The organism is Morganella sp. TYF_1, from assembly GCF_043105645.1.
GTDB lineage: Bacteria > Pseudomonadota > Gammaproteobacteria > Enterobacterales > Enterobacteriaceae > Morganella > Morganella morganii_B.
The window spans coordinates 729,674-746,990 of record NZ_JBICLU010000026.1 but is presented as its reverse complement, the minus strand read 5'-3'; the positions used below and the strand labels follow the sequence as shown (position 1 = coordinate 746,990).

The following is a 17,317-nucleotide window of genomic DNA, read 5'->3' as shown; positions in this document are numbered from 1 at the left end:
GGCATGATTGCCGATTACGAAAAGACGTTCAGCAGTCTGCATGAAGATTTTGACGGCGTGACCATGGATGCCAGCTTTGCCAGCCAGACCAAAATCTGGCTGAACCGGCTGAAACGCAAGTGGGATAAGATTTTTAACAGTCAGGCCGCAGAGATGGCGGATAAGTTCACCTCGCAGGTGGACATAAACGCACAGCGCAGCCTGGACGATTCACTGAAACAACTCTCCGGCGGTATTACGATAAAAACCCCGTCCATGCCCGAAGCCCTGAAAGATAAAATGATTGCCGCAACGGCAGAAAACGTATCCCTGATTAAATCCATCCCGCAGCAGTTTCATTCCCGCATCGAGGGCGCGGCACTCCGTTCTGTCAGCCAGGCTGGCAGCGGCAGTAAAACCCTGCTGGATGAAATACGGGATATCGGCGGGGTGACAGAGAAACGGGCTAATTTCATTGCCGTTGACCAGACCCGCAAAATCACCACCGCGGCGAACTATGAGCGGATGAAGTCTGCCGGGATCCGCAAAGCAATATGGCATCACTCGGCGGGCAGCGCGGAACCACGGAAATTACATCAGCAGCTTGATGGTGAGGTGTTCGACCTGGACGACCCGCCGGTTATTGATGAAAGGACCGGTGAACGCGGATTGCCCGGACAGTTGCCGAACTGCAAATGCTTCTGGACACCGGTTATCGACTTTGGTGAGGAGACATGACAAAGCGAACCTATGACAACAACGGCTGGCTCGAAGTAAAAGACAACCCCATCTCAAAGGCTGGGGTTTTTGATTATCTGGGGGCTGAAATCGGCGCACCGGAGCCGGACAGAATTTACAAAGTGTTCCGGCCGCCGGAGGAACTGGCCAGTGAAGAAACCATTAAATCATTCCGCCTGACTCCGTTCATTATCGATCACGAAATGCTCGGTAAGAACGCCACACCGGCAGAGAAAAAAGGTATTCAGGGCGTTATCGGCGAAAACGTATATTACGACCATCCGTATTTGCGCGGGAATATCAAAATCTTTTCTGACGCCGCTCTGAGCGATATCAGCAGCGGAAAGATTGACCTTTCACCGGGCTACCGCAGCCGGTATGACTTCGGTAACCCCGGCGTGTACGAGGGGGAGGCATACGAAGTTGTTCAGCGCCACCTGCGTGGCAATCACCTTGCATTAGTCGATGAAGGGCGCACCGGCGCTGACGTGGCTGTGCAGGATCATCTTGTTGTAACCATTGATACAAAGGAACTTATTCGTATGAGCGAAGAAGGCAAAGATAAAAATCAGCCGACCGGTGATGATAACGGATTCACCCCGGAGCAGGTTGAGCAGATTAAACAAATCGTCGTGGCCGCACTGGCTGCAGGTAAGCCGTCTGCTGATCAGGATCCGGAAAATACAGATAACCCGGACGAGAATGTTAATACCGGCGCTGCAGGAGAAGGCGCCGCATCAGCAGAAGAAGGGGCAGAGGCGGCAGTTGAAGCGGCGGAAGCAGCCACAGAAGCTGCTGAAACCGGAGAGCCGGAGGCGGTGGAAAAAGCAGAGATTGCCATCGGGGCAGCGGAAGAAGCTATCACGGAAGCCAAAGAACACCTGGATCAGGCGACCACAGACAGCCTGAACCGCCGCCTCAAGCGTCTCAAACGTGGTATCACCACGATGGATGAAATGTCCTCAATGAAACGCAAAATTGCCCGTCTGGAAAAAGCCAAACCGACCATGGACACCGGCGAACTGTTAAAGCAGATCGGGGAACGTGACGCACTGGCGCACAAGCTGACGCCGTTTATCGGGGTATTTGATCACGCACCCATGACGAAACAGCAGGTGGCGGAATACGGTGTGGAAAAACTCGGGATTCAGTGTGCAAAGGGCACGGAAAGTGTTTCCCTGAATGCCTGGATGCAGGGGCGCACACCGGACTCACAAAAGGTGCATGTGACGATGGATGCCGCTGCAGGTACAGACTCAATTATGAAAAAGTGGGGTGAAAAATAATGGCAATCCCGAATACTGTGGCGAACGGCATGATTTCCGGTGTTATCGGTGAAATCAGTCATTACGGCCCGACCCGCGTGACCGCAGCGGTGATCAGTTCTGCGGATGAAAAGAAAAATTTGTTTGGTCGTGCCTACACATACAACGATGATTCCGTTGATTCCGTTGAATCCGTGCAGGTGGGCGGTGACGGTGCGTTTGCCGGGATCATGATTAACCCGAAAGCATACCGTATCGGTGAAGAATACGCCCGTAACGGGACGCAGGGTGAATTTCTCACCATGGGTGAGATTAACACTGAAATCACTGCCGGGGTGAAGAGAATTAATGCCCCGGTGGTGTTCAGTCCGGATGACGGTTCGCTGTCTGCGAAGGCAAAAGCGGAAGCCGGTGATCTGGTTATCGGTTATGTCAGCCGTCACATTGAGTCACCGGAATCGCCGCATCTGTGTGTTCTCCGTCTGACCGAAATCCCGTACACAGTGGCTGCGAAGGAAGGTGAATAATGCCAGTCAGTAAAGAAAAGTTTTATATGTCCGGCCGCGATATCCGCAAACACGGGCAACTGAATATTAAGCCCGATCAGAAATGGACATACGGTGAACTGGATCAGATTGGTTTCGGTGGTCTGGCCGCAATGGACTCCGCGTTAACCGGCCCGGCCATGTCCGGCGGGTTCATTCAGCGTGAGATGTTGCAGCATGTGCTGCCGGGACTTATCCGTACCGCGACCCGCGTCCGTGTACTGGACGAAATCACCGGCGTACTGAATGCCGGTAACTGGCACGATGAAGAAATTATCCTGAACGTGGCAACACCGGCCGGTAAGGCGGAGTTGTACGGCGATCATACCAATATCCCGCTGGCATCCTACGGGCAGGATCAGGAACGTCGCGGTATTGTCCGTTTTGAGCTGGGTTTTCAGGTCGGAAAACTGGAAGAGGCCCGTCAGTCAGCAGCAGGATTTGAGACTGCCGCAGAGAAAAGGATTGCTGTTACAGAAGCACTGGAACAGGGGCGTGAGCGTGTCGGGTATTACGGGTTTAACAGCCCATACACCCGAGTGTTTGGTCTGCTTAATGAGCCTAACTTACCAGCTTACGAAACGGCAACTGCTAAGTGGAAAGGCGGCGCGTTCGAGGATATCACTGGTGATATTACTGCCATGTTCTCACATCTGGAAATACAGTCCGGCGGTATCATCAAAGATGATACTGAGATCACGTTGACATTACCGCTGGGATATCGCTCTACGCTTAACACTGCAAATCCGGTAGCTCGTGGAGAAACCGTATACCAATGGATAAAAGAAAACTATCCAAATATGCGGCTTGTGTTCTCTCCGGAATTCGCTGGTGCAAACGGCGGCGCTGATGTTGCCTATATGTTTGCGGATAAAATTGATGATGGTTCTACAGCAACATCTGCATCAATTTTGCAAGTTGTACCGACAAAATATCAGCTTCTCGGTTCTGAAAATAAGATCAAGGGATATCTTGAGGATGCCACAAACGCAACAGCAGGTGTTACCACGGCTCGCCCATGGGCTGTGACTCGTTTGACTGGATTTTAAACCTGTAACGTCTCATTGCCCTCTGCGGAGGGCTTTTTTATTTCCGGGAGAAATTATGTCTCTGTATATCTATTGCACCCTGTCCAACGACCAGAACTATGCCACACCGGACGGTCCGGTATTTATCGCCGGTCAGGCCAATGTCATGACCAAACACATGTACACCCCGCGCGGCCGTGTGACTGAAATCAGTGATGAGCAGTATGCGCAGCTCAAAAATAACCACGTCTTTAAGCTGCACAAAGAAAACGGGTTTATCGCGGTGGAAAACTGCAAAGAGGATCCGGATAAAGTGGCAACCGATATGGAAGCCAGCGACAAATCCGCCCCGCTGACCGAAGAACAACTGGTTGCGGAGGGGAATGAGCCGCCGGTCAGCAACAAAGACAAAAAGAACAGTAAAAAATAAGGGGGTTCCGTGAACCCGACCGACTTTCCGTTAGTGTCTTTCCGTGCCATCTATAAGGCTTTTGCCGCGGTGCCCGATGATGAAATTTTTATCATTGCACTGGAAGCACTGAATTACTTTTCGCCGTGCCGGGGTGTCTGTACAAATTCAGCGTGGATGCTGGTTGTCGCGCACATGCTCGACCTGAACAGCCGTATTGCTGACGGGGAATCACCGACCGGTGTCGTGACCAGTGTCACGATAGATAAGGTCAGTGTGTCCTACACCGCGCCGCCTGCCGGTTCCGACTGGTCGCACTGGTTCAAGATGAGTACCTACGGCCAGCAGTTTCTGGCGCTGATAAAACGGTGCAGTGTACCGCGCTACCACGGCGGCGGCGGGGAACGGGCGGCATTTCGCGGCGCGTTCGGGCGCTTCACACGGGGAGGTCACCGGTGACAAAGCTGGCGCAACTGAAAGCCGCGTATGACGAGTTGGCAAAGAAACAGCTTAAGGTTGGCTTCTTTGCACATTCAAAATACCCGGACGGTACACCTGTCGCGTATGTGGCGGCGATTCAGGAACTCGGCTATCCGGCCGGGGGGATCCCGCCGCGCCCGTTTATGCGTCCGGCCATGACAGAGCACAAACAGGAATACAGTAATCTGATTGTCCGGTCTGTAAAAGCTGCAGTGAAAGGCAATATCACGATCACTGACGGACTGACACAAGTCGGTGCAAAAGCGGCGGGTGACGTGAAGATGGTGATTAAATCGGTCACCACACCGCCGCTTGAGGATGCCACGGTAGCCGCCCGTGCCCGGCGTCACAGCAAAGGGAAAGCCACCAGTAAACCGCTGGTTGACTCCGGTCTGATGCTGCAATCCGTCACTTTTGCCGTGGAGGATAAATAATGTTCGGAAATCTGCACCGGATTGCCTCGCGGTATGTTCCGCAGCAAACCGTACTCTGGTACCGCTTCAAAAGCCGGGAGCCTGACGAGCGGGGTCATGATCAGAACACGTATTATGACCCGGCTGAGGTTCGCGGGAGCTGGCAGGCGGTGGATACTCAGGACATTCAGTCTATGGGGCTTGACACCAGTCAGGTATACCGCCGTTTGTATACGTCTCACGATATCAGCGCCATTCAGCGCGGAACTTCACCGGATTATCTGGTCTTCGGCGGCAAACGCTACGATGTGACCGGGGATGCTGACTGGTATGCACAGGACGGCTGGAAGTCGGTTATCTGTATTGAGGCAGGAAATCATGACGGATAACGATGTTGAGATTGCTGTCAGGAAACAGCTTCTGGCACAGCTGGCGCAGGCAGGTATCGATATTCCGGTCAGGGCAGGGTTTCAGTCAGCAAAACAGGGGCGGGAAGATAATTTCGTTATGTTCTTTCCTGCAGGGGAAAATCCGCAGGGCTGGCAGAAACGCAGTTATAACCCGCAGGGCAATGATGCCGGTCACCTGGAAGCACAGCAGTACGAAACAACATTCCAGGTGCAGGCATTTATCACCGGATTCAGCGGTTACACCGCGAAAGATATCACAGCTGTCGTCCGGATGATCGTTAATTCGTTACCGTTTACTGAAGCGCTGAGAAAGCAGGGGATAGGTGTGCAACGCGCAACCGGCATCCGTCTGCCGTACTTCGTTAATGATCGCGGAGACTATGAACAAAACCCGTCTTTTGATTTTAATGTGACTTATACCCGCACACTCCGTCCGGAAACGGCTGCAGTTACCGCGCTGTGCCCGGATATTCACCGCATATAAGGTTTTATTATGCCAATTAAACAAACCCGTTACGTCGATATCGCGTCAGCGGTGATCGGCGCGTCTGCCGTGCCGATGCGTAAGCTGACGGCGCGGTTATTTTCCACCAATCCTAAAATTCCTGCCGGGCATGTACTGGAATTTGCATCCGGTCAGGTTGATGACCTGCTGGGCGCAGACTCTCCGGAGGCTCAGTTCGCACGGCAGTATTTCAGCTATGTCAGTCCGGCCCCGGTCAGTAAACCGAAAGAACTGCAGATCGCCTCTTACGAGCCGGTTGGCCGGGCACCGACTTTGTTCGGAGCAAAAGCCGGAGCTCTGGCTGATCTGAAAATGATTGCTGACGGCACGTTGTCAGTGACATTCGGCAAGGTCACCAAAAGCTACAAAGATATCGATTTATCCGAAGCCAAATCGTATGCCGATATCGCTTCACTGATTCAGGCGAAACTGAATGCCGAAAGTGAACCGCAGTTTGCCGGGGCATATCTGACCTTTAACGCGCTCGACAGTGCATTTGAACTCAGCGGCGGTGTGCAGGAACGTGCATCGGTCAGTGTGGGGTATTCCGTTCTTGCGGATACGATGGAGCTGTCAGCCGGACGCGCATCCGAAGGTAACCCGGCACAGACACCGCTTGAGGCATTCAAAGTTGCCGAGCAGGTTTCTGACTCCTTCGGCAGCGCCACATTTCTGACAGATCTGTCGCTGGATCAGGCCGTCACGCTGGCACAGTATGTTGCCGGGGAGAACGTGAAATACCAGCTGCATCTGAGCGTGACAGAAGACAATGCCGAAGATTTCAGCGCAGCGCTGATCGGCACCGCATCAACCGGTCTGAACCTGAAAACGGAAACCGGCTGGTTTGTCCAGGCGCTGCCGATGGCGGTGATGGCCGCCACGGATTACGACCGTACCAACGCGACCACCAACTATATGTTCCGTCAGCTCGGGGTGACATTCCCGGCGCAGGTCACCACGGATCAGGATGCTGACCGCTTCGATAAACTGCGGGTGAATTACTACGGCGAAACCGCTGTGGCCGGTTCACAGATCCGCTTTTATCAGCGCGGCTTCCTGTGCGGCGGCAGTTCCAACCCGCCGGATATGAGTGTGCATGCCAATGAGCAGTGGCTGAAAGCCTATATCGCGCAGCAGTGGTTCAGCCTGTTACTGGCAACACGCGGCATTCCGGCCAACAAAGACGGTGAGGCCCGGGCACTGATGGTCATTGCCGGTGCGGTCACCAAAGCTGTGGACAACGGCACCATTCTTGCCGGTAAAACCTTAACGGAAGTACAGAAAATCGCGGTGACGGATGCGTCCGGTGACGATCTGGCCTGGCACGATGTACAGGACAAAGGGTACTGGTACAACGCACAGATTGTTGAAAGTACCGGTGAAAGCGGGTTACCGGAGTACGTGATGAAATACGTGCTGATTTACGGTAAGGGCGACTGGGTGCGGAAGGTCGAAGGTTCACACAATTTAGTGTAAGGATAAAATATGAATGATGTTTCAGCAACCGGCCTTGCACTGGTGGTACAGGCCAGCAAAACATTCCCTTCCGGGATTTTTATCACGCAGTTTGCGGATGATGCGGATCCGCTGGATTTACCGGCGGTGGATATCGCCCAGACCGGCATGGATATCAACGGCAATCTGGTGAGCTGGTCAACGCCCACACCGCAGACTGTCACCATCAACGTGCTGCCCGGCAGTGAGGAAGATCAGAACCTGTCGATTCTTCTGGAAGCCAACACGGCGAAGAAAGGCCGCCGTCATGCCGGTGACATTATCACTATAGTGGCTTCTTACGGTGACGGCTCCACCACCACCGCCCGTAACGGCAAAATCACCAACGGCAGCCGGGGTAACTCTGCGGCCAGTGCCGGGCGTCTTAAATCAAAACAGTACACTTTTGTGTTTCAGGATTTTGATTCCACACGTAATCGTTAATCACCGGCGGGCATGTCCCGCCTTTTTTTACGGAAAAAACATGCTGATTAAACCGAAAGAAGTTCAGATTAAAGATGTGGATGGTATTGAAAAGACATTTGTCATCAGCCGTCTGCCTGCCGTGACCGGCCGGGAAATCCTTGCCAAATATCCGCTGTCGAATGCCCCGAAAATCGGGGATTACGAGGTCAGCAAAGAGGCCATGCTGAAAATGATGGCGTATGTGTGCGCGGTGTCTGACGGTGAGGAAATCCCGTTAAAGACACAGACGCTGATTGATAACCACGTACCGGATGGTGAATCCCTGATCCGTCTTGAGCTGGAAATGCTGAAATACAACACCAGTTTTTTCGGGACCGGCGGGAACTCCGGCTTCCTGCCTTTCCTCATCAGCAAGGTCGGCAGTTCACTCCCGTCAGTTATAAAAACGCTGATGGCTTCTTTGCAGTCATCATCAGCGAAGGATTCGCCACCTTCACCGAACTCAAAACCACAGTAGATCTGGAAGAAGCGATGGACTTGTGGGAAATCGCTATCATTAACCGCTACAACGAAGCGCTGGCCGCTTCAAAGGACCGATAATGTCATTGATGGATACCTTTGTTCAGGTCTTTGAATTTGATACCCGGCAGGCTGATGGTGCTTTTGACCGTGTGCAGCGTTCAACGGATGACATTATCGACGGGATGAAGCAGGCGCAGACTGCCGCGCAGCAGGGGGCTGATTCTCTCGGCGGGGTGTTCACTGAACTCTGGCAGTCATTACAGGGGCTGTCCGGTGAGCACGCTGTTGATTTTTCCACGAACGCGGCTGATGTGGCAGAGCAGACCGGGGCGGTAAAAGCGCAGGTGGAGTCGGTGACCGGCGCATTGTCGGATCTGAATACACAGCAGAGTGAAACCGAAGCCGGGTGGCTGAATACACAAACCGCTCTGGCAGGGGCGGAAGATGGGTATCAGGCGCTGGTTCAGGCGGTGGCGGCACTGAGTAATGATACCGCCGTTCTGACGGATGAGGAGAGTCGCGGTAATAAAGTCCGGCAACTGGCCGGTGGCATCATTAAAGCCCTGCAGGGGGATTACCGTGAACTTGGCCGGATTGCGGAGGAAGCCGGTAAAAACAGCGTTACAGCGGGTAACAATGAGGTTGTGACACAAAAAAAAGTACAGAACGAACTGAACAAAACGGATACACAATACCAAAAGGCCGGGGAGTCCGTGGCCGGATTTGCCAAAAAAGCCCTGGCAGCAGTCGGTTTATTTATGAGTGCTTCTGCCCTTGTTGGTGAATCTGTTGCCCGTGCTGCTGAAATTGAATCCCTGGATAAATTCGGCAAAAAAATCAATGTTGCCACGGCAGATGTGGATGCCTTCGCCGGATCAATGGCTGAACTCGGCGGTACCCGTGAGGCGGCGCAGTCAGACATGGAAGCGATGGCGAAATCATTCGGATTTGCCGGTAACTCCATGGAGAAAATTCTGCGGACGGCTGACAAAGTGCAGGGGATGAAGTTCGACAAGGCAAAAGCCACGTTGTCAGCGCTCGGTGTGTCGGATGATAAAACTGTCGAACTGATGATGAAAGGCCGCAAAGAGCTTGAACGGATGATGGGGGCGCAGAAGGAATATTCCGGCATCACGAAAGACAGTATTGAACAGTCAATATCGTTTAATAAATCGATGCGCAGTTTTGAACAGTCCTCCGGCCTGCTGAAAAACAGTTTCATGGAAATGGTGATCCCGATACTTGCCAAAGGGCTGACATGGATTAATAAGTTTGTCGGCTTCTGCAAAGAAAACAAAACACTGGTCACCGGATTTTTTATCGCGATAGGTATTGCGATAGCCGCCTATTATGTACCGCCGATGATTGCGGCAGCGGCTGCCACACTTGCAGCCACATGGCCTATTATCGCGATAGTGGCAATCATTGCTCTGCTCGCAGCGGCGTTTGCGCTGGTATATGACGACATCATGAATTTTATCGACGGCAACGATTCGATGATTGGCCGGATACTGGATAAATATCCGGGACTGAAAGCCGTCATTCTGGCGCTGTGGGACGTTTTCAAAAAACTGTTTAATTTCATTATTGATGTTGCCGTTATTGTCGGCAAAGCGGCAGTTGATGCTTTCAATCTTATTATCGACGCCGGTAAATCGTTGTGGAACTGGCTGCTCGGTTTTATCAAAAGTCTGGGGAACTGGGGAAAAAGCTTTAAGGGGGTTTTCGATAACGTCTCCAATGCGGTGGTTGGTATTTTCAAATGGCTGTGGAAACAGATAGAAGCTTACCTTGGCTGGATCAACAAAGGGCTGAATAAGATTAAAGAGGGATGGGCGGCCTTTAAAAGCTGGTTCGGTGCCGGTGATGATGATATTGAGGTTGACCAGACCGTTAACCGCACAGTGAATGAACAGGGGCAGATTGAGTACGACATGCCGCCTGAGAAAACTATCAGTGAGGAGGACGCGGCAAAAATGGCACAGGCTATGACCGCGCATCTGTACGGAGTATCAAATAATCCGGTGAATCCGATGACCAGTCAGGCGATCAGTAATCAGTCAAACACCAGTAATGAAACAAACATCAGTATCGGTGAGCTTAAGGTTGAAACACAGGCAACGGATGCGCAGGGTATGGCATCGGGGGTCAAAGATGAGCTCGGTTCTCAGTTACAGGATTTAGGGCATCAGACAGATACAGGGTGGGGTAAATGATTACGGAAGTGAAGATATTTGATACGGAATCCTTTGTCACCCTGTTTGAGTCGGTAAGCCCTCTGCAGCTGAGTATCCGAGATGAGCATAAGGCAACCCAGTTCCAGGTGGAATCCGGTGAAACCCGCAGTGATCACGTTGTGATTAACCCAGTAGAAATCGGTATGGATCTGATACTCACCGGCGAACCGAAAGACGCCTTTGAAGCCATGCAGCAGGCTTACGATCAGCATCAGCTTGTCGGCATTCAGACCCGGGTAAAAACCTATCAGCCGATGCTGATAGTGAATTTTTACCACGATGAAATCCCGGATATGGCGGACGCGGTGAAACTCTCCCTGCGCTTTACCGAATGGCGGACGGTTGAGCCGGAATACGGTGAACTGCCGCCGCGTAAAGTCGCGAAGAAAGAGCAGAGCAGTACAGTAAACAGGGGGAAAGTCCAGACAAAAGAGGCCGATACTGCCACGAAGAAAAAAGGGTCCGCGCTGACAAAAGGTGTTGACTGGGTGGCTGAAAAAGTGGGGGGAGAATGAAAATCATACCACTGAATGCGGCTCCCAATCAGCGTCTGCGGGTTACCCTGGACGGGCGGGAATGGGAGCTGACGATTAAAGCCGCGCGGCGTGTAATGTGCTGTGATATCCGGTGTGATGACCGGGTGATTGTTCAGGGAATGCGTATTATTCCGGGACAGCCGCTGATACCGTACCGCCATCTCACTCACGGCGGTAATTTTGCCCTGCTGACAGAGGGGGATGAACTTCCGTGGTGGGAACTGTTTGAAAAAACACAAACACTGATTTATTGGGGGAGCGATGATTGATTTGCGCCGGATCCGCTGCGGCATTGAACTTAACGGGCGTATGCAGTGGTATGAGGGATTGCGCATCCGGGCCAGCGGCACCAAATATGCCAATCCGCTGCAGAACGAATGCACGGTGAATATAGACGGACTGAACGCGGAAACCCGTACCATGCTGCTGACCGAAACCAGTCCGTTTGCCGGGAATAAATCCTCACCCCGGATTATTGTTGAGGCCGGTCGTGCCGGTACCGGTATTTTCCGGATCTACACCGGCGATATTGTCAGTGCTGAAATCTCATCACCACCGGATGTGACGCTGACACTGAAAGCAAAAACCAATAATGCCAGCGCCCGGGACATTGTGTCACCGGAGGGTAAACAGATGGCAAAAATGAGTGTGATTGCGGCTGACATTGCCCGTGACTGTAACGTGACGCTGAATTTTCAGGCAACGGATAAAAATATCGGGAACTGGTATTTTTGCGGTTCGGCGCTGAAACAGGTTGAACGGTTGCAGGAAGCCGGAAATGTAAAAGCGTTCATTGATGATGATGTGCTGTATGTCAAAGACAGTGATAAAGCACTTTCCGGCAGACTGCGGATCCTCAGCCAGAAAAGCGGCATGGTCGGTATACCGAAAGCCACGGAGAAAGGCGTTGATGTCACTTACCTTATCGACGGCGAATCATCCCTCGGCGGTATGCTGCGTCTGGACAGCAAATATAACCCCGCCCTGAACGGGGATTACATTATCGAGCAGCTCAAATTCGATATTGCCTCACACGACGATCCTTTCTTTTATCAGGCAACCTGCAAACGGGCCTGACACGGGCAAAACAATGAACAAACCAAACAGTGACCAGGCGAATGACGGCAGTCTCGCCGGGCAGTTTATGGCTGCGTTCCGTAATCTGCTGATGAATGTTGATGACATGCTTCCCGCCACGGTTGTGAGTTACGACGATAAGGAAAACCGGGCGGTAATCAAACCGCTGGTAATGATGGTTACCACAGAAGGGAAGCGGATCGGGCGTGGTGCGTTGCCTAATATCCCGGTATTCCGGTTTGGCGGCGGCGGGTTCTTTATCCGGATGCCGGTAAAGCCGGGGGACTTCGGCTGGCTGAAAGCGAACGACCGGGATATCAGCCTGATTTTTCAGCGCGGCGGCCTGGAGGATGAACCGAATACGGCCAGGTTGCATACATTCAGTGATGCCATGTTTTTCCCTGACACGCTCAAAGGCTGGGTGATCGACGGAAAAAACGCAGACGCACTGGTTGTGCAGTCAACGGATGGTTCGGTGTGTTTATCCCTGCATGCGGATAAAGCGGTACTGGATACACCATTATTTGAGGTTAATGCACCGGAAACCATTTACACCGGCAATGTGACCGTCAACGGCAACCACGCCGTAAACGGCAACAGTGATTCAGACGGCGGTACCCTGAAGCATAACGGTAAAGATATCGGTTCAACGCACAAACACAGCGGTATCCAGCGGGGTAATGAGGATTCAGGAGAGCCGGTATGAAGACCTTTGATGTAAACAGCAATAACGACCTGTTCATCGGAAATGACGGCAATCTTACCATTGTCAGCGGTGAACCGGCGGTAAAAAACGTTTGTGCGCAGTATGTGAAAGCGCTGCGCGGGGAAATGCTGCATAAACTGGATAAAGGAATTCCGTACTGGAAAACCACCTTCGGGCGGCAGGCGGATCTGCCGCTGTTTGAATCCGCATTCCGTGAGCGAATGCGGGAAATTCCGCAGGTGACCGCCGTTGTGTCATTCAGGGCCACGCTGAACGAAAATGAACTGAATTATGTGGCTGTTCTGCAGACAGAATATGGGAGCATTACATTAAATGGCTGACTATAAATACATTACCTCATCCGGCGTGATTATTCCGGATACCGCAGATCTGCGGACGGCTGTTGAGGACGAATTTAAATCCGTATTTGGTCAGGATCTGGTTATATCCCCGGAAACCCCGCAGGGGGCGCTGATTACAATGGAAACGGAAAACCGTGATGCGGTAATCCGCAATAATGCGGAACTGGCAAACCAGATTAACCCTGACATTGCCGGAGGGGTTTTTCTGGACGCCATCTGGGCGCTGATGGGCGGTCAGCGCTGGGACGCCACTCAGTCGATACTGACGCAGGTTGAATTCGGCGGCGTCCCCGGAACTATCATACCGAAAGGTTCACTGGCTGAAACGCAGGCCAGTAAGCAGTTCGCTACCACAAAAACGCTGATTATCGGTAAAGACGGGAAAATAACCGGCGATCTGCGGGCGGTTGAAACCGGGCCTGTTGAGTGTCCGGCCGGTAAATTAAACACGGTGGCAAGTTCGGTTCTCGGCTGGGAAACGGTATCCAACCCGACCAGTGCGGTATTAGGGCGTGTTGCCGAATCTGATTTACAGTCCCGCCGCCGCCGGAAACTGACGCTGGCAAAGAATACCGTCAGTGTCGGTGAGGCGATTACCTCCGCGTTATATGAGCTGGAAGGCGTCCGCTCGCTGGCATACCGCGAAAATTATACCGATACCCCGATGGTTTTTGACAGCATAACGCTGGTACCGCACAGCGTATACGTGTGTGTTGAAGGCGGGGAAAGCGGGGAAATTGCCCGCGCTCTGCTGCGCACCAAAACAATCGGGGCGGCTTTCAACGGCAGTGAGGAGGTTGAAGTACCGGAGCCGGTCAGCGGACAGACCTATACCGTAAAATTTGACCGGGCAAAAGAGATTGTCCTGTTCTGCCGCGTGACAGTGAAAAAAACATCACTGGACGCACAGACGGTTATTCCGGCGGCGGTTGAGTCATGGGCCCGGGGCGAAACAGAAGGGGATGGCGGGCTGGTTGTCGGTCGTGAAGTCTCTCCGTTTGAAATATCGGCCGGTATTAACGTTTCGGAACCCCGGCTGTTTGTCACACGGGTGGAACTGTCAGTCAACGGTACGGACTGGTCATCCGATACTTACCCGGTAAAGCTGACTGAGGTTGCCAGAATCAGCCGCAGTGCGGTGCAGGTGGTGTTTGTATGACACAGACTATTCAGCAGTTAACATTTCACTCCGACCTTCTGAGGGCGATCCTGTGGCAGTACGAAGGGGCGGATAATATGAAAGCGCTGGCTCGGTATAAATCGGACTGGTTTGAACGGTCAACCGTCAGCTTCTGGCAGAACTGGTACCGTGATGTGTTTAATATCGATACGGCCAGTGATTTCGGTCTGTCGGTATGGTCCCGTATCCTCGATGTTCCGCTGGGGATTGATATCCCGCCGAGTGACAAAGCCAAAATCGGCATCGGATTCGGGAAGAAGAAAGCCAATTTCCGGGCGAATTTCCGGCGTAATGCCGATTACACCCTGTCGCTGACACCGGAGCAGAAACGGCTGATTATCCGGATGCGGTACTTTAATCTGACCCAAAGCCCGACGGTCACCAATATCAATGAATTTCTGAAGCGTTTTTTCTGGAATGAGGACAGTAAAGTCTTTGTGCTGGATCCGCTTGATATGACGTATATGTACTATGTCTTCAACTTTAATCCGGATGAGCGTCTGCGCGTTCTGCTGGAAAACTTCGATCTGATGCCGCGCCCGTCCGGCGTGGGTGTCAAATACCGTATCGTGGCGAAAAAAGCCTTCGGTCACGGCGAATACCGTAAAAACTTCCTGGAAAGTAACTTCGGAGAATAATCCCTCATGACAAAAATATTTAAAATCCCCTTTGCGACACAGGGGGATCGCACTGCTGTGCCTGATGAAGTGCAGGCAGACGGCTCACTGTCTTACACTCAGGGCTACGGTTACGATTATGAACGTGACCAGGCGACGGATCCGGCCGCCAAAGATATCGAACGCGAGAAGATGAACAGTCTTTTCCATGATATTACCGGTGCTGTCGGGGAAATACAGGCGTTCGGTATGCCGGTATGGGCGGAGGAGGGTAAACCCTACGCTATCCGCAGTATCGTGTATCACAATAAAAAAGCCTGGCAGTCAAAGATTGAAAATAATAAGACCGAACCGGCTGCCGGTACCGCATGGACGGAACTGAAAGCCGACCTGACCGCCGGTGATATTGACGTATACACCAAAGGTGATGCAGATAAAAAATTCCAGCCGTTGGGTAATTATCAGGTCGCAGGTTATAGCTATTCAAAAGCGGAGTCTGATACTAATTATCAGCCGAAAGGCAACTACGCCCCGGCGGGTAATTACGCCATGAAAGGTGAAAGCTACACCAAAGCAGAGGGGGATCAGCGGTATCAGGCAAAAGGGAACTATGCACCGGCAGGGGACTATGCTTTCACCGCTGACCTGGAAAAGAAACTTGATAAAACGTCAGTATTTCAGACAACTGGGACATCGACAACAGGTACTATAAGTCAGAAAGGGATCACCGATGCACTGAAAAACGCCGTTAATATCGATACCATTTACCCTGTTGGTGTGGTGATCTGGTTTGCGCAGAACAAGAACCCGAACAGCCTGTTTCCGGGCACCAAGTGGTCATACATCGGGGAAAACAAAACCATCCGGCTGGCAAACAGCAGCGGTAATAATGTTCTGAGCAGCGGCGGCAGTGACAGCGTGACACTGACAACCGCACATTTACCGGCGCACAGCCATAGCTTCTCAGGGTCTACATCAAGCTTTGACTATGGGACGAAGACGTCAACCAGCGGCGGCGCGCATACGCATCCGTATTCAACTCTTAATTACAATACGGGTAGTGGATATGATGTAGGAGGGAATTCTAATTCTGGTTGGAATACCAGAACAACTTCGAGTGCGGGAGCGCATACTCACAATATTACTATCGGAGCACACACACACACCATATCAGGTACAACTGGGAATACAGGTAATGGCTCGTCAGTATCAGTTATTAATGCTTATATCATGCTCATGGGGTGGTACAGGATAGAGTAATCATAACATTTTGATAAAACGTGCAGGAGTTCCGGCATAGAGAGAGTTAGCTGGCACGTTGCGGTTAACAACACTATTTGCCGCAATAATACTGTTATCTCCGACGGTAACTCCGGGTAAAATTACAGCTCCTGCACCTATCCAAACGTTTTTACCGATTTTGACTGGTTGTATTATGTTGTCTTCATGTCTTTTTTCGGGGGAAGCAAAATGATTAACTGTGCATATAGTCACATTGGGGCCAATCATTGTTTTATCGTCTATTGTAATTAATGCGTTATCTAAAAAATTACAATTTGCGTTAATGAATACATCACCAATTAATTTTACATTTCCGAATTCAAAATATATAGGGGATGTAATTGAAGCGTTTTTTTCTGTATGGAAGCCGGATTTTATTAATATCGAGTTTCTTTTCCTTCTGGATAATGTTGAAGTATTAAAAAATATTACCGCTTGGCGTGGCGTTATTTTGTTTTTTAATAAATAATAAAGATATTTCAACATTTATAATTTCCTGTGACGACTTTACGTGTACGTACACCTCAGTGCTATCATACGTTTTGATTTCACAATATCATATTGAATTTTAGTCTACTACATTGATTTTGTTGATATGGAACATAAGTTGTTATTGTGAATATCGATGGTAACTAATTGATATTTAGATAATAAGCAATGAATTTAAAATCCCTCGGCGGCAACGCTGTGCGGGTTCAAGTCCCGCCCTGGGCACCATACAGAAATTCATTGATTTATCAGTGAGTTAGAGTTAAAAGAGAGCGACCTTTATGGTCGATTTTTTGTGCCCTGGATCACACTTCACTACTGTTTTGCTATTAACTTTCGCTATTAATCCCCTTGTTTTGTTCTGTTTTTGGCCGCCGACGACCGGAACAACCTGAATTTTCCTGTCATATCTGACTGTCTGAGTAATGCTTTTATGCCCGGATATTGTTTGTTGCTCCAGCAGCGTTCCTTCCATTGCCATGAAATACATTGCTGACTGCAATCATGATAAGCGGGCAATACGAGAGACAGAACCGCTGTTCATTGCTAAATAGTTATAGCACTTATAACTATTTAGCCCGGTGAAAATACCGGGCGGGTAAATTATTTATCAATAAG

The 17,317-nt window shown here is 51.2% G+C and carries 23 protein-coding genes; 21 read left to right on the top strand and 2 right to left on the bottom strand.

Features of this window, described 5'->3' with window-relative positions; translation table 11 throughout:
• Nucleotides 1–3: 3 nt before the first annotated feature.
• The 21 genes from ACF8OF_RS16915 to ACF8OF_RS16815 all read left to right on the top strand — a co-directional run bounded on the left by ACF8OF_RS16915 (nt 4) and on the right by ACF8OF_RS16815 (nt 16,189).
• Entirely contained in the window at nt 4–717 is a 714-nt protein-coding gene (locus ACF8OF_RS16915; RefSeq protein WP_392497365.1) for a phage minor head protein, read from the top strand.
• Nucleotides 714–2,003 (top strand): DUF2213 domain-containing protein, encoded by a 1,290-nt coding sequence (locus ACF8OF_RS16910; RefSeq protein ID WP_392497195.1) that lies wholly within the window; start codon nt 714–716, stop codon nt 2,001–2,003. The genes ACF8OF_RS16915 and ACF8OF_RS16910 overlap by 4 nt, the downstream gene beginning before the upstream one ends.
• On the top strand, nt 2,003–2,509 hold the full coding sequence (locus ACF8OF_RS16905; protein ID WP_392497194.1) for a hypothetical protein: 507 nt from the start codon (nt 2,003–2,005) through the stop codon (nt 2,507–2,509). Before ACF8OF_RS16910 ends, ACF8OF_RS16905 begins: the two co-directional genes overlap by 1 nt.
• Nucleotides 2,509–3,576, top strand: a complete 1,068-nt coding sequence (locus ACF8OF_RS16900) for a major capsid family protein (protein ID WP_392497193.1) — start codon at nt 2,509–2,511, stop codon at nt 3,574–3,576. The genes ACF8OF_RS16905 and ACF8OF_RS16900 overlap by 1 nt, the downstream gene beginning before the upstream one ends.
• A 55-nt stretch (nt 3,577–3,631) precedes the next feature.
• Nucleotides 3,632–3,985, top strand: a complete 354-nt coding sequence (locus ACF8OF_RS16895) for a hypothetical protein (protein ID WP_392497192.1) — start codon at nt 3,632–3,634, stop codon at nt 3,983–3,985.
• A 9-nt stretch (nt 3,986–3,994) separates the two neighbouring features.
• Nucleotides 3,995–4,423, top strand: a complete 429-nt coding sequence (locus ACF8OF_RS16890) for a DUF4054 domain-containing protein (protein ID WP_392497191.1) — start codon at nt 3,995–3,997, stop codon at nt 4,421–4,423.
• The gene (locus ACF8OF_RS16885; protein WP_392497190.1) at nt 4,420–4,878 is read left to right on the top strand and encodes a hypothetical protein; all 459 of its coding nucleotides are present in this window, start codon (nt 4,420–4,422) and stop codon (nt 4,876–4,878) included. Before ACF8OF_RS16890 ends, ACF8OF_RS16885 begins: the two co-directional genes overlap by 4 nt.
• On the top strand, nt 4,878–5,246 hold the full coding sequence (locus tag ACF8OF_RS16880) for a phage collar protein (RefSeq protein ID WP_262868210.1): 369 nt from the start codon (nt 4,878–4,880) through the stop codon (nt 5,244–5,246). Before ACF8OF_RS16885 ends, ACF8OF_RS16880 begins: the two co-directional genes overlap by 1 nt.
• Entirely contained in the window at nt 5,236–5,751 is a 516-nt protein-coding gene (locus tag ACF8OF_RS16875) for a phage gateway protein (protein WP_262868209.1), read from the top strand. Before ACF8OF_RS16880 ends, ACF8OF_RS16875 begins: the two co-directional genes overlap by 11 nt.
• Before the next feature lie 9 nt (nt 5,752–5,760).
• Complete coding sequence (locus ACF8OF_RS16870) at nt 5,761–7,248, top strand: DUF3383 domain-containing protein (RefSeq protein ID WP_392497189.1); 1,488 nt, start codon at nt 5,761–5,763, stop codon at nt 7,246–7,248.
• A 9-nt stretch (nt 7,249–7,257) separates the two neighbouring features.
• Complete coding sequence (locus ACF8OF_RS16865; RefSeq protein ID WP_392497188.1) at nt 7,258–7,710, top strand: phage tail fiber protein; 453 nt, start codon at nt 7,258–7,260, stop codon at nt 7,708–7,710.
• Nucleotides 7,711–7,750: 40 nt separating this feature from the next.
• A complete protein-coding gene (locus ACF8OF_RS16860; RefSeq protein ID WP_262861309.1) occupies nt 7,751–8,209 on the top strand; it encodes a hypothetical protein in 459 nt (152 codons plus the stop codon).
• Nucleotides 8,210–8,291: 82 nt separating this feature from the next.
• A complete protein-coding gene (locus tag ACF8OF_RS16855) occupies nt 8,292–10,430 on the top strand; it encodes a hypothetical protein (protein ID WP_392497187.1) in 2,139 nt (712 codons plus the stop codon).
• Nucleotides 10,427–10,966 (top strand): phage baseplate protein, encoded by a 540-nt coding sequence (locus ACF8OF_RS16850; RefSeq protein WP_262861307.1) that lies wholly within the window; start codon nt 10,427–10,429, stop codon nt 10,964–10,966. The genes ACF8OF_RS16855 and ACF8OF_RS16850 overlap by 4 nt, the downstream gene beginning before the upstream one ends.
• The gene (locus ACF8OF_RS16845) at nt 10,963–11,256 is read left to right on the top strand and encodes a phage baseplate plug protein (protein WP_135052097.1); all 294 of its coding nucleotides are present in this window, start codon (nt 10,963–10,965) and stop codon (nt 11,254–11,256) included. The genes ACF8OF_RS16850 and ACF8OF_RS16845 overlap by 4 nt, the downstream gene beginning before the upstream one ends.
• Nucleotides 11,249–12,064: a baseplate hub protein gene (locus ACF8OF_RS16840; protein WP_392497186.1), complete on the top strand. Its 816-nt coding sequence runs from the start codon at nt 11,249–11,251 to the stop codon at nt 12,062–12,064. The genes ACF8OF_RS16845 and ACF8OF_RS16840 overlap by 8 nt, the downstream gene beginning before the upstream one ends.
• 13 nt (nt 12,065–12,077) lie before the next feature.
• Complete coding sequence (locus tag ACF8OF_RS16835; protein WP_025152613.1) at nt 12,078–12,770, top strand: Gp138 family membrane-puncturing spike protein; 693 nt, start codon at nt 12,078–12,080, stop codon at nt 12,768–12,770.
• Complete coding sequence (locus ACF8OF_RS16830) at nt 12,767–13,111, top strand: hypothetical protein (protein WP_392497185.1); 345 nt, start codon at nt 12,767–12,769, stop codon at nt 13,109–13,111. Before ACF8OF_RS16835 ends, ACF8OF_RS16830 begins: the two co-directional genes overlap by 4 nt.
• Entirely contained in the window at nt 13,104–14,291 is a 1,188-nt protein-coding gene (locus tag ACF8OF_RS16825) for a baseplate J/gp47 family protein (protein WP_392497184.1), read from the top strand. Before ACF8OF_RS16830 ends, ACF8OF_RS16825 begins: the two co-directional genes overlap by 8 nt.
• Nucleotides 14,288–14,950, top strand: coding sequence for a DUF2612 domain-containing protein (locus ACF8OF_RS16820; RefSeq protein WP_262861303.1), 663 nt, complete (start codon nt 14,288–14,290; stop codon nt 14,948–14,950). The genes ACF8OF_RS16825 and ACF8OF_RS16820 overlap by 4 nt, the downstream gene beginning before the upstream one ends.
• Nucleotides 14,951–14,956: 6 nt before the next feature.
• Nucleotides 14,957–16,189, top strand: a complete 1,233-nt coding sequence (locus ACF8OF_RS16815; protein ID WP_392497183.1) for a phage baseplate protein — start codon at nt 14,957–14,959, stop codon at nt 16,187–16,189.
• Here ACF8OF_RS16815 and ACF8OF_RS16810 read toward each other — a convergent pair whose 3' ends face one another.
• Both ACF8OF_RS16810 and ACF8OF_RS16805 read right to left on the bottom strand, forming a co-directional pair.
• Nucleotides 16,190–16,696: a DapH/DapD/GlmU-related protein gene (locus tag ACF8OF_RS16810; RefSeq protein WP_392497182.1), complete on the bottom strand. Its 507-nt coding sequence runs from the start codon at nt 16,694–16,696 to the stop codon at nt 16,190–16,192. It abuts the gene before it with no gap.
• Nucleotides 16,697–16,961: 265 nt separating this feature from the next.
• On the bottom strand, nt 16,962–17,180 hold the full coding sequence (locus tag ACF8OF_RS16805) for a hypothetical protein (protein ID WP_392497181.1): 219 nt from the start codon (nt 17,178–17,180) through the stop codon (nt 16,962–16,964).
• Nucleotides 17,181–17,317 lie beyond the last annotated feature (137 nt).

Bases quoted from the DNA above. Each gene is read 5' to 3' on its own strand.
- ACF8OF_RS16840 (WP_392497186.1), top strand. From the start codon at position 11,249: ATGATTGATTTGCGCCGGATCCGCTGCGGCATTGAACTTAACGGGCGT.
- ACF8OF_RS16815 (WP_392497183.1), top strand. From the start codon at position 14,957: ATGACAAAAATATTTAAAATCCCCTTTGCGACACAGGGGGATCGCACT.
- ACF8OF_RS16865 (WP_392497188.1), top strand. From the start codon at position 7,258: ATGAATGATGTTTCAGCAACCGGCCTTGCACTGGTGGTACAGGCCAGC.
- ACF8OF_RS16850 (WP_262861307.1), top strand. From the start codon at position 10,427: ATGATTACGGAAGTGAAGATATTTGATACGGAATCCTTTGTCACCCTG.
- ACF8OF_RS16905 (WP_392497194.1), top strand. From the start codon at position 2,003: ATGGCAATCCCGAATACTGTGGCGAACGGCATGATTTCCGGTGTTATC.
- ACF8OF_RS16825 (WP_392497184.1), top strand. From the start codon at position 13,104: ATGGCTGACTATAAATACATTACCTCATCCGGCGTGATTATTCCGGAT.
- ACF8OF_RS16875 (WP_262868209.1), top strand. From the start codon at position 5,236: ATGACGGATAACGATGTTGAGATTGCTGTCAGGAAACAGCTTCTGGCA.
- ACF8OF_RS16845 (WP_135052097.1), top strand. From the start codon at position 10,963: ATGAAAATCATACCACTGAATGCGGCTCCCAATCAGCGTCTGCGGGTT.
- ACF8OF_RS16860 (WP_262861309.1), top strand. From the start codon at position 7,751: ATGCTGATTAAACCGAAAGAAGTTCAGATTAAAGATGTGGATGGTATT.
- ACF8OF_RS16900 (WP_392497193.1), top strand. From the start codon at position 2,509: ATGCCAGTCAGTAAAGAAAAGTTTTATATGTCCGGCCGCGATATCCGC.
- ACF8OF_RS16910 (WP_392497195.1), top strand. From the start codon at position 714: ATGACAAAGCGAACCTATGACAACAACGGCTGGCTCGAAGTAAAAGAC.
- ACF8OF_RS16835 (WP_025152613.1), top strand. From the start codon at position 12,078: ATGAACAAACCAAACAGTGACCAGGCGAATGACGGCAGTCTCGCCGGG.
- ACF8OF_RS16820 (WP_262861303.1), top strand. From the start codon at position 14,288: ATGACACAGACTATTCAGCAGTTAACATTTCACTCCGACCTTCTGAGG.
- ACF8OF_RS16895 (WP_392497192.1), top strand. From the start codon at position 3,632: ATGTCTCTGTATATCTATTGCACCCTGTCCAACGACCAGAACTATGCC.
- ACF8OF_RS16855 (WP_392497187.1), top strand. From the start codon at position 8,292: ATGTCATTGATGGATACCTTTGTTCAGGTCTTTGAATTTGATACCCGG.
- ACF8OF_RS16810 (WP_392497182.1), bottom strand. From the start codon at position 16,696: ATGTTGAAATATCTTTATTATTTATTAAAAAACAAAATAACGCCACGC.
- ACF8OF_RS16915 (WP_392497365.1), top strand. From the start codon at position 4: ATGATTGCCGATTACGAAAAGACGTTCAGCAGTCTGCATGAAGATTTT.
- ACF8OF_RS16870 (WP_392497189.1), top strand. From the start codon at position 5,761: ATGCCAATTAAACAAACCCGTTACGTCGATATCGCGTCAGCGGTGATC.
- ACF8OF_RS16880 (WP_262868210.1), top strand. From the start codon at position 4,878: ATGTTCGGAAATCTGCACCGGATTGCCTCGCGGTATGTTCCGCAGCAA.
- ACF8OF_RS16830 (WP_392497185.1), top strand. From the start codon at position 12,767: ATGAAGACCTTTGATGTAAACAGCAATAACGACCTGTTCATCGGAAAT.
- ACF8OF_RS16805 (WP_392497181.1), bottom strand. From the start codon at position 17,180: ATGGCAATGGAAGGAACGCTGCTGGAGCAACAAACAATATCCGGGCAT.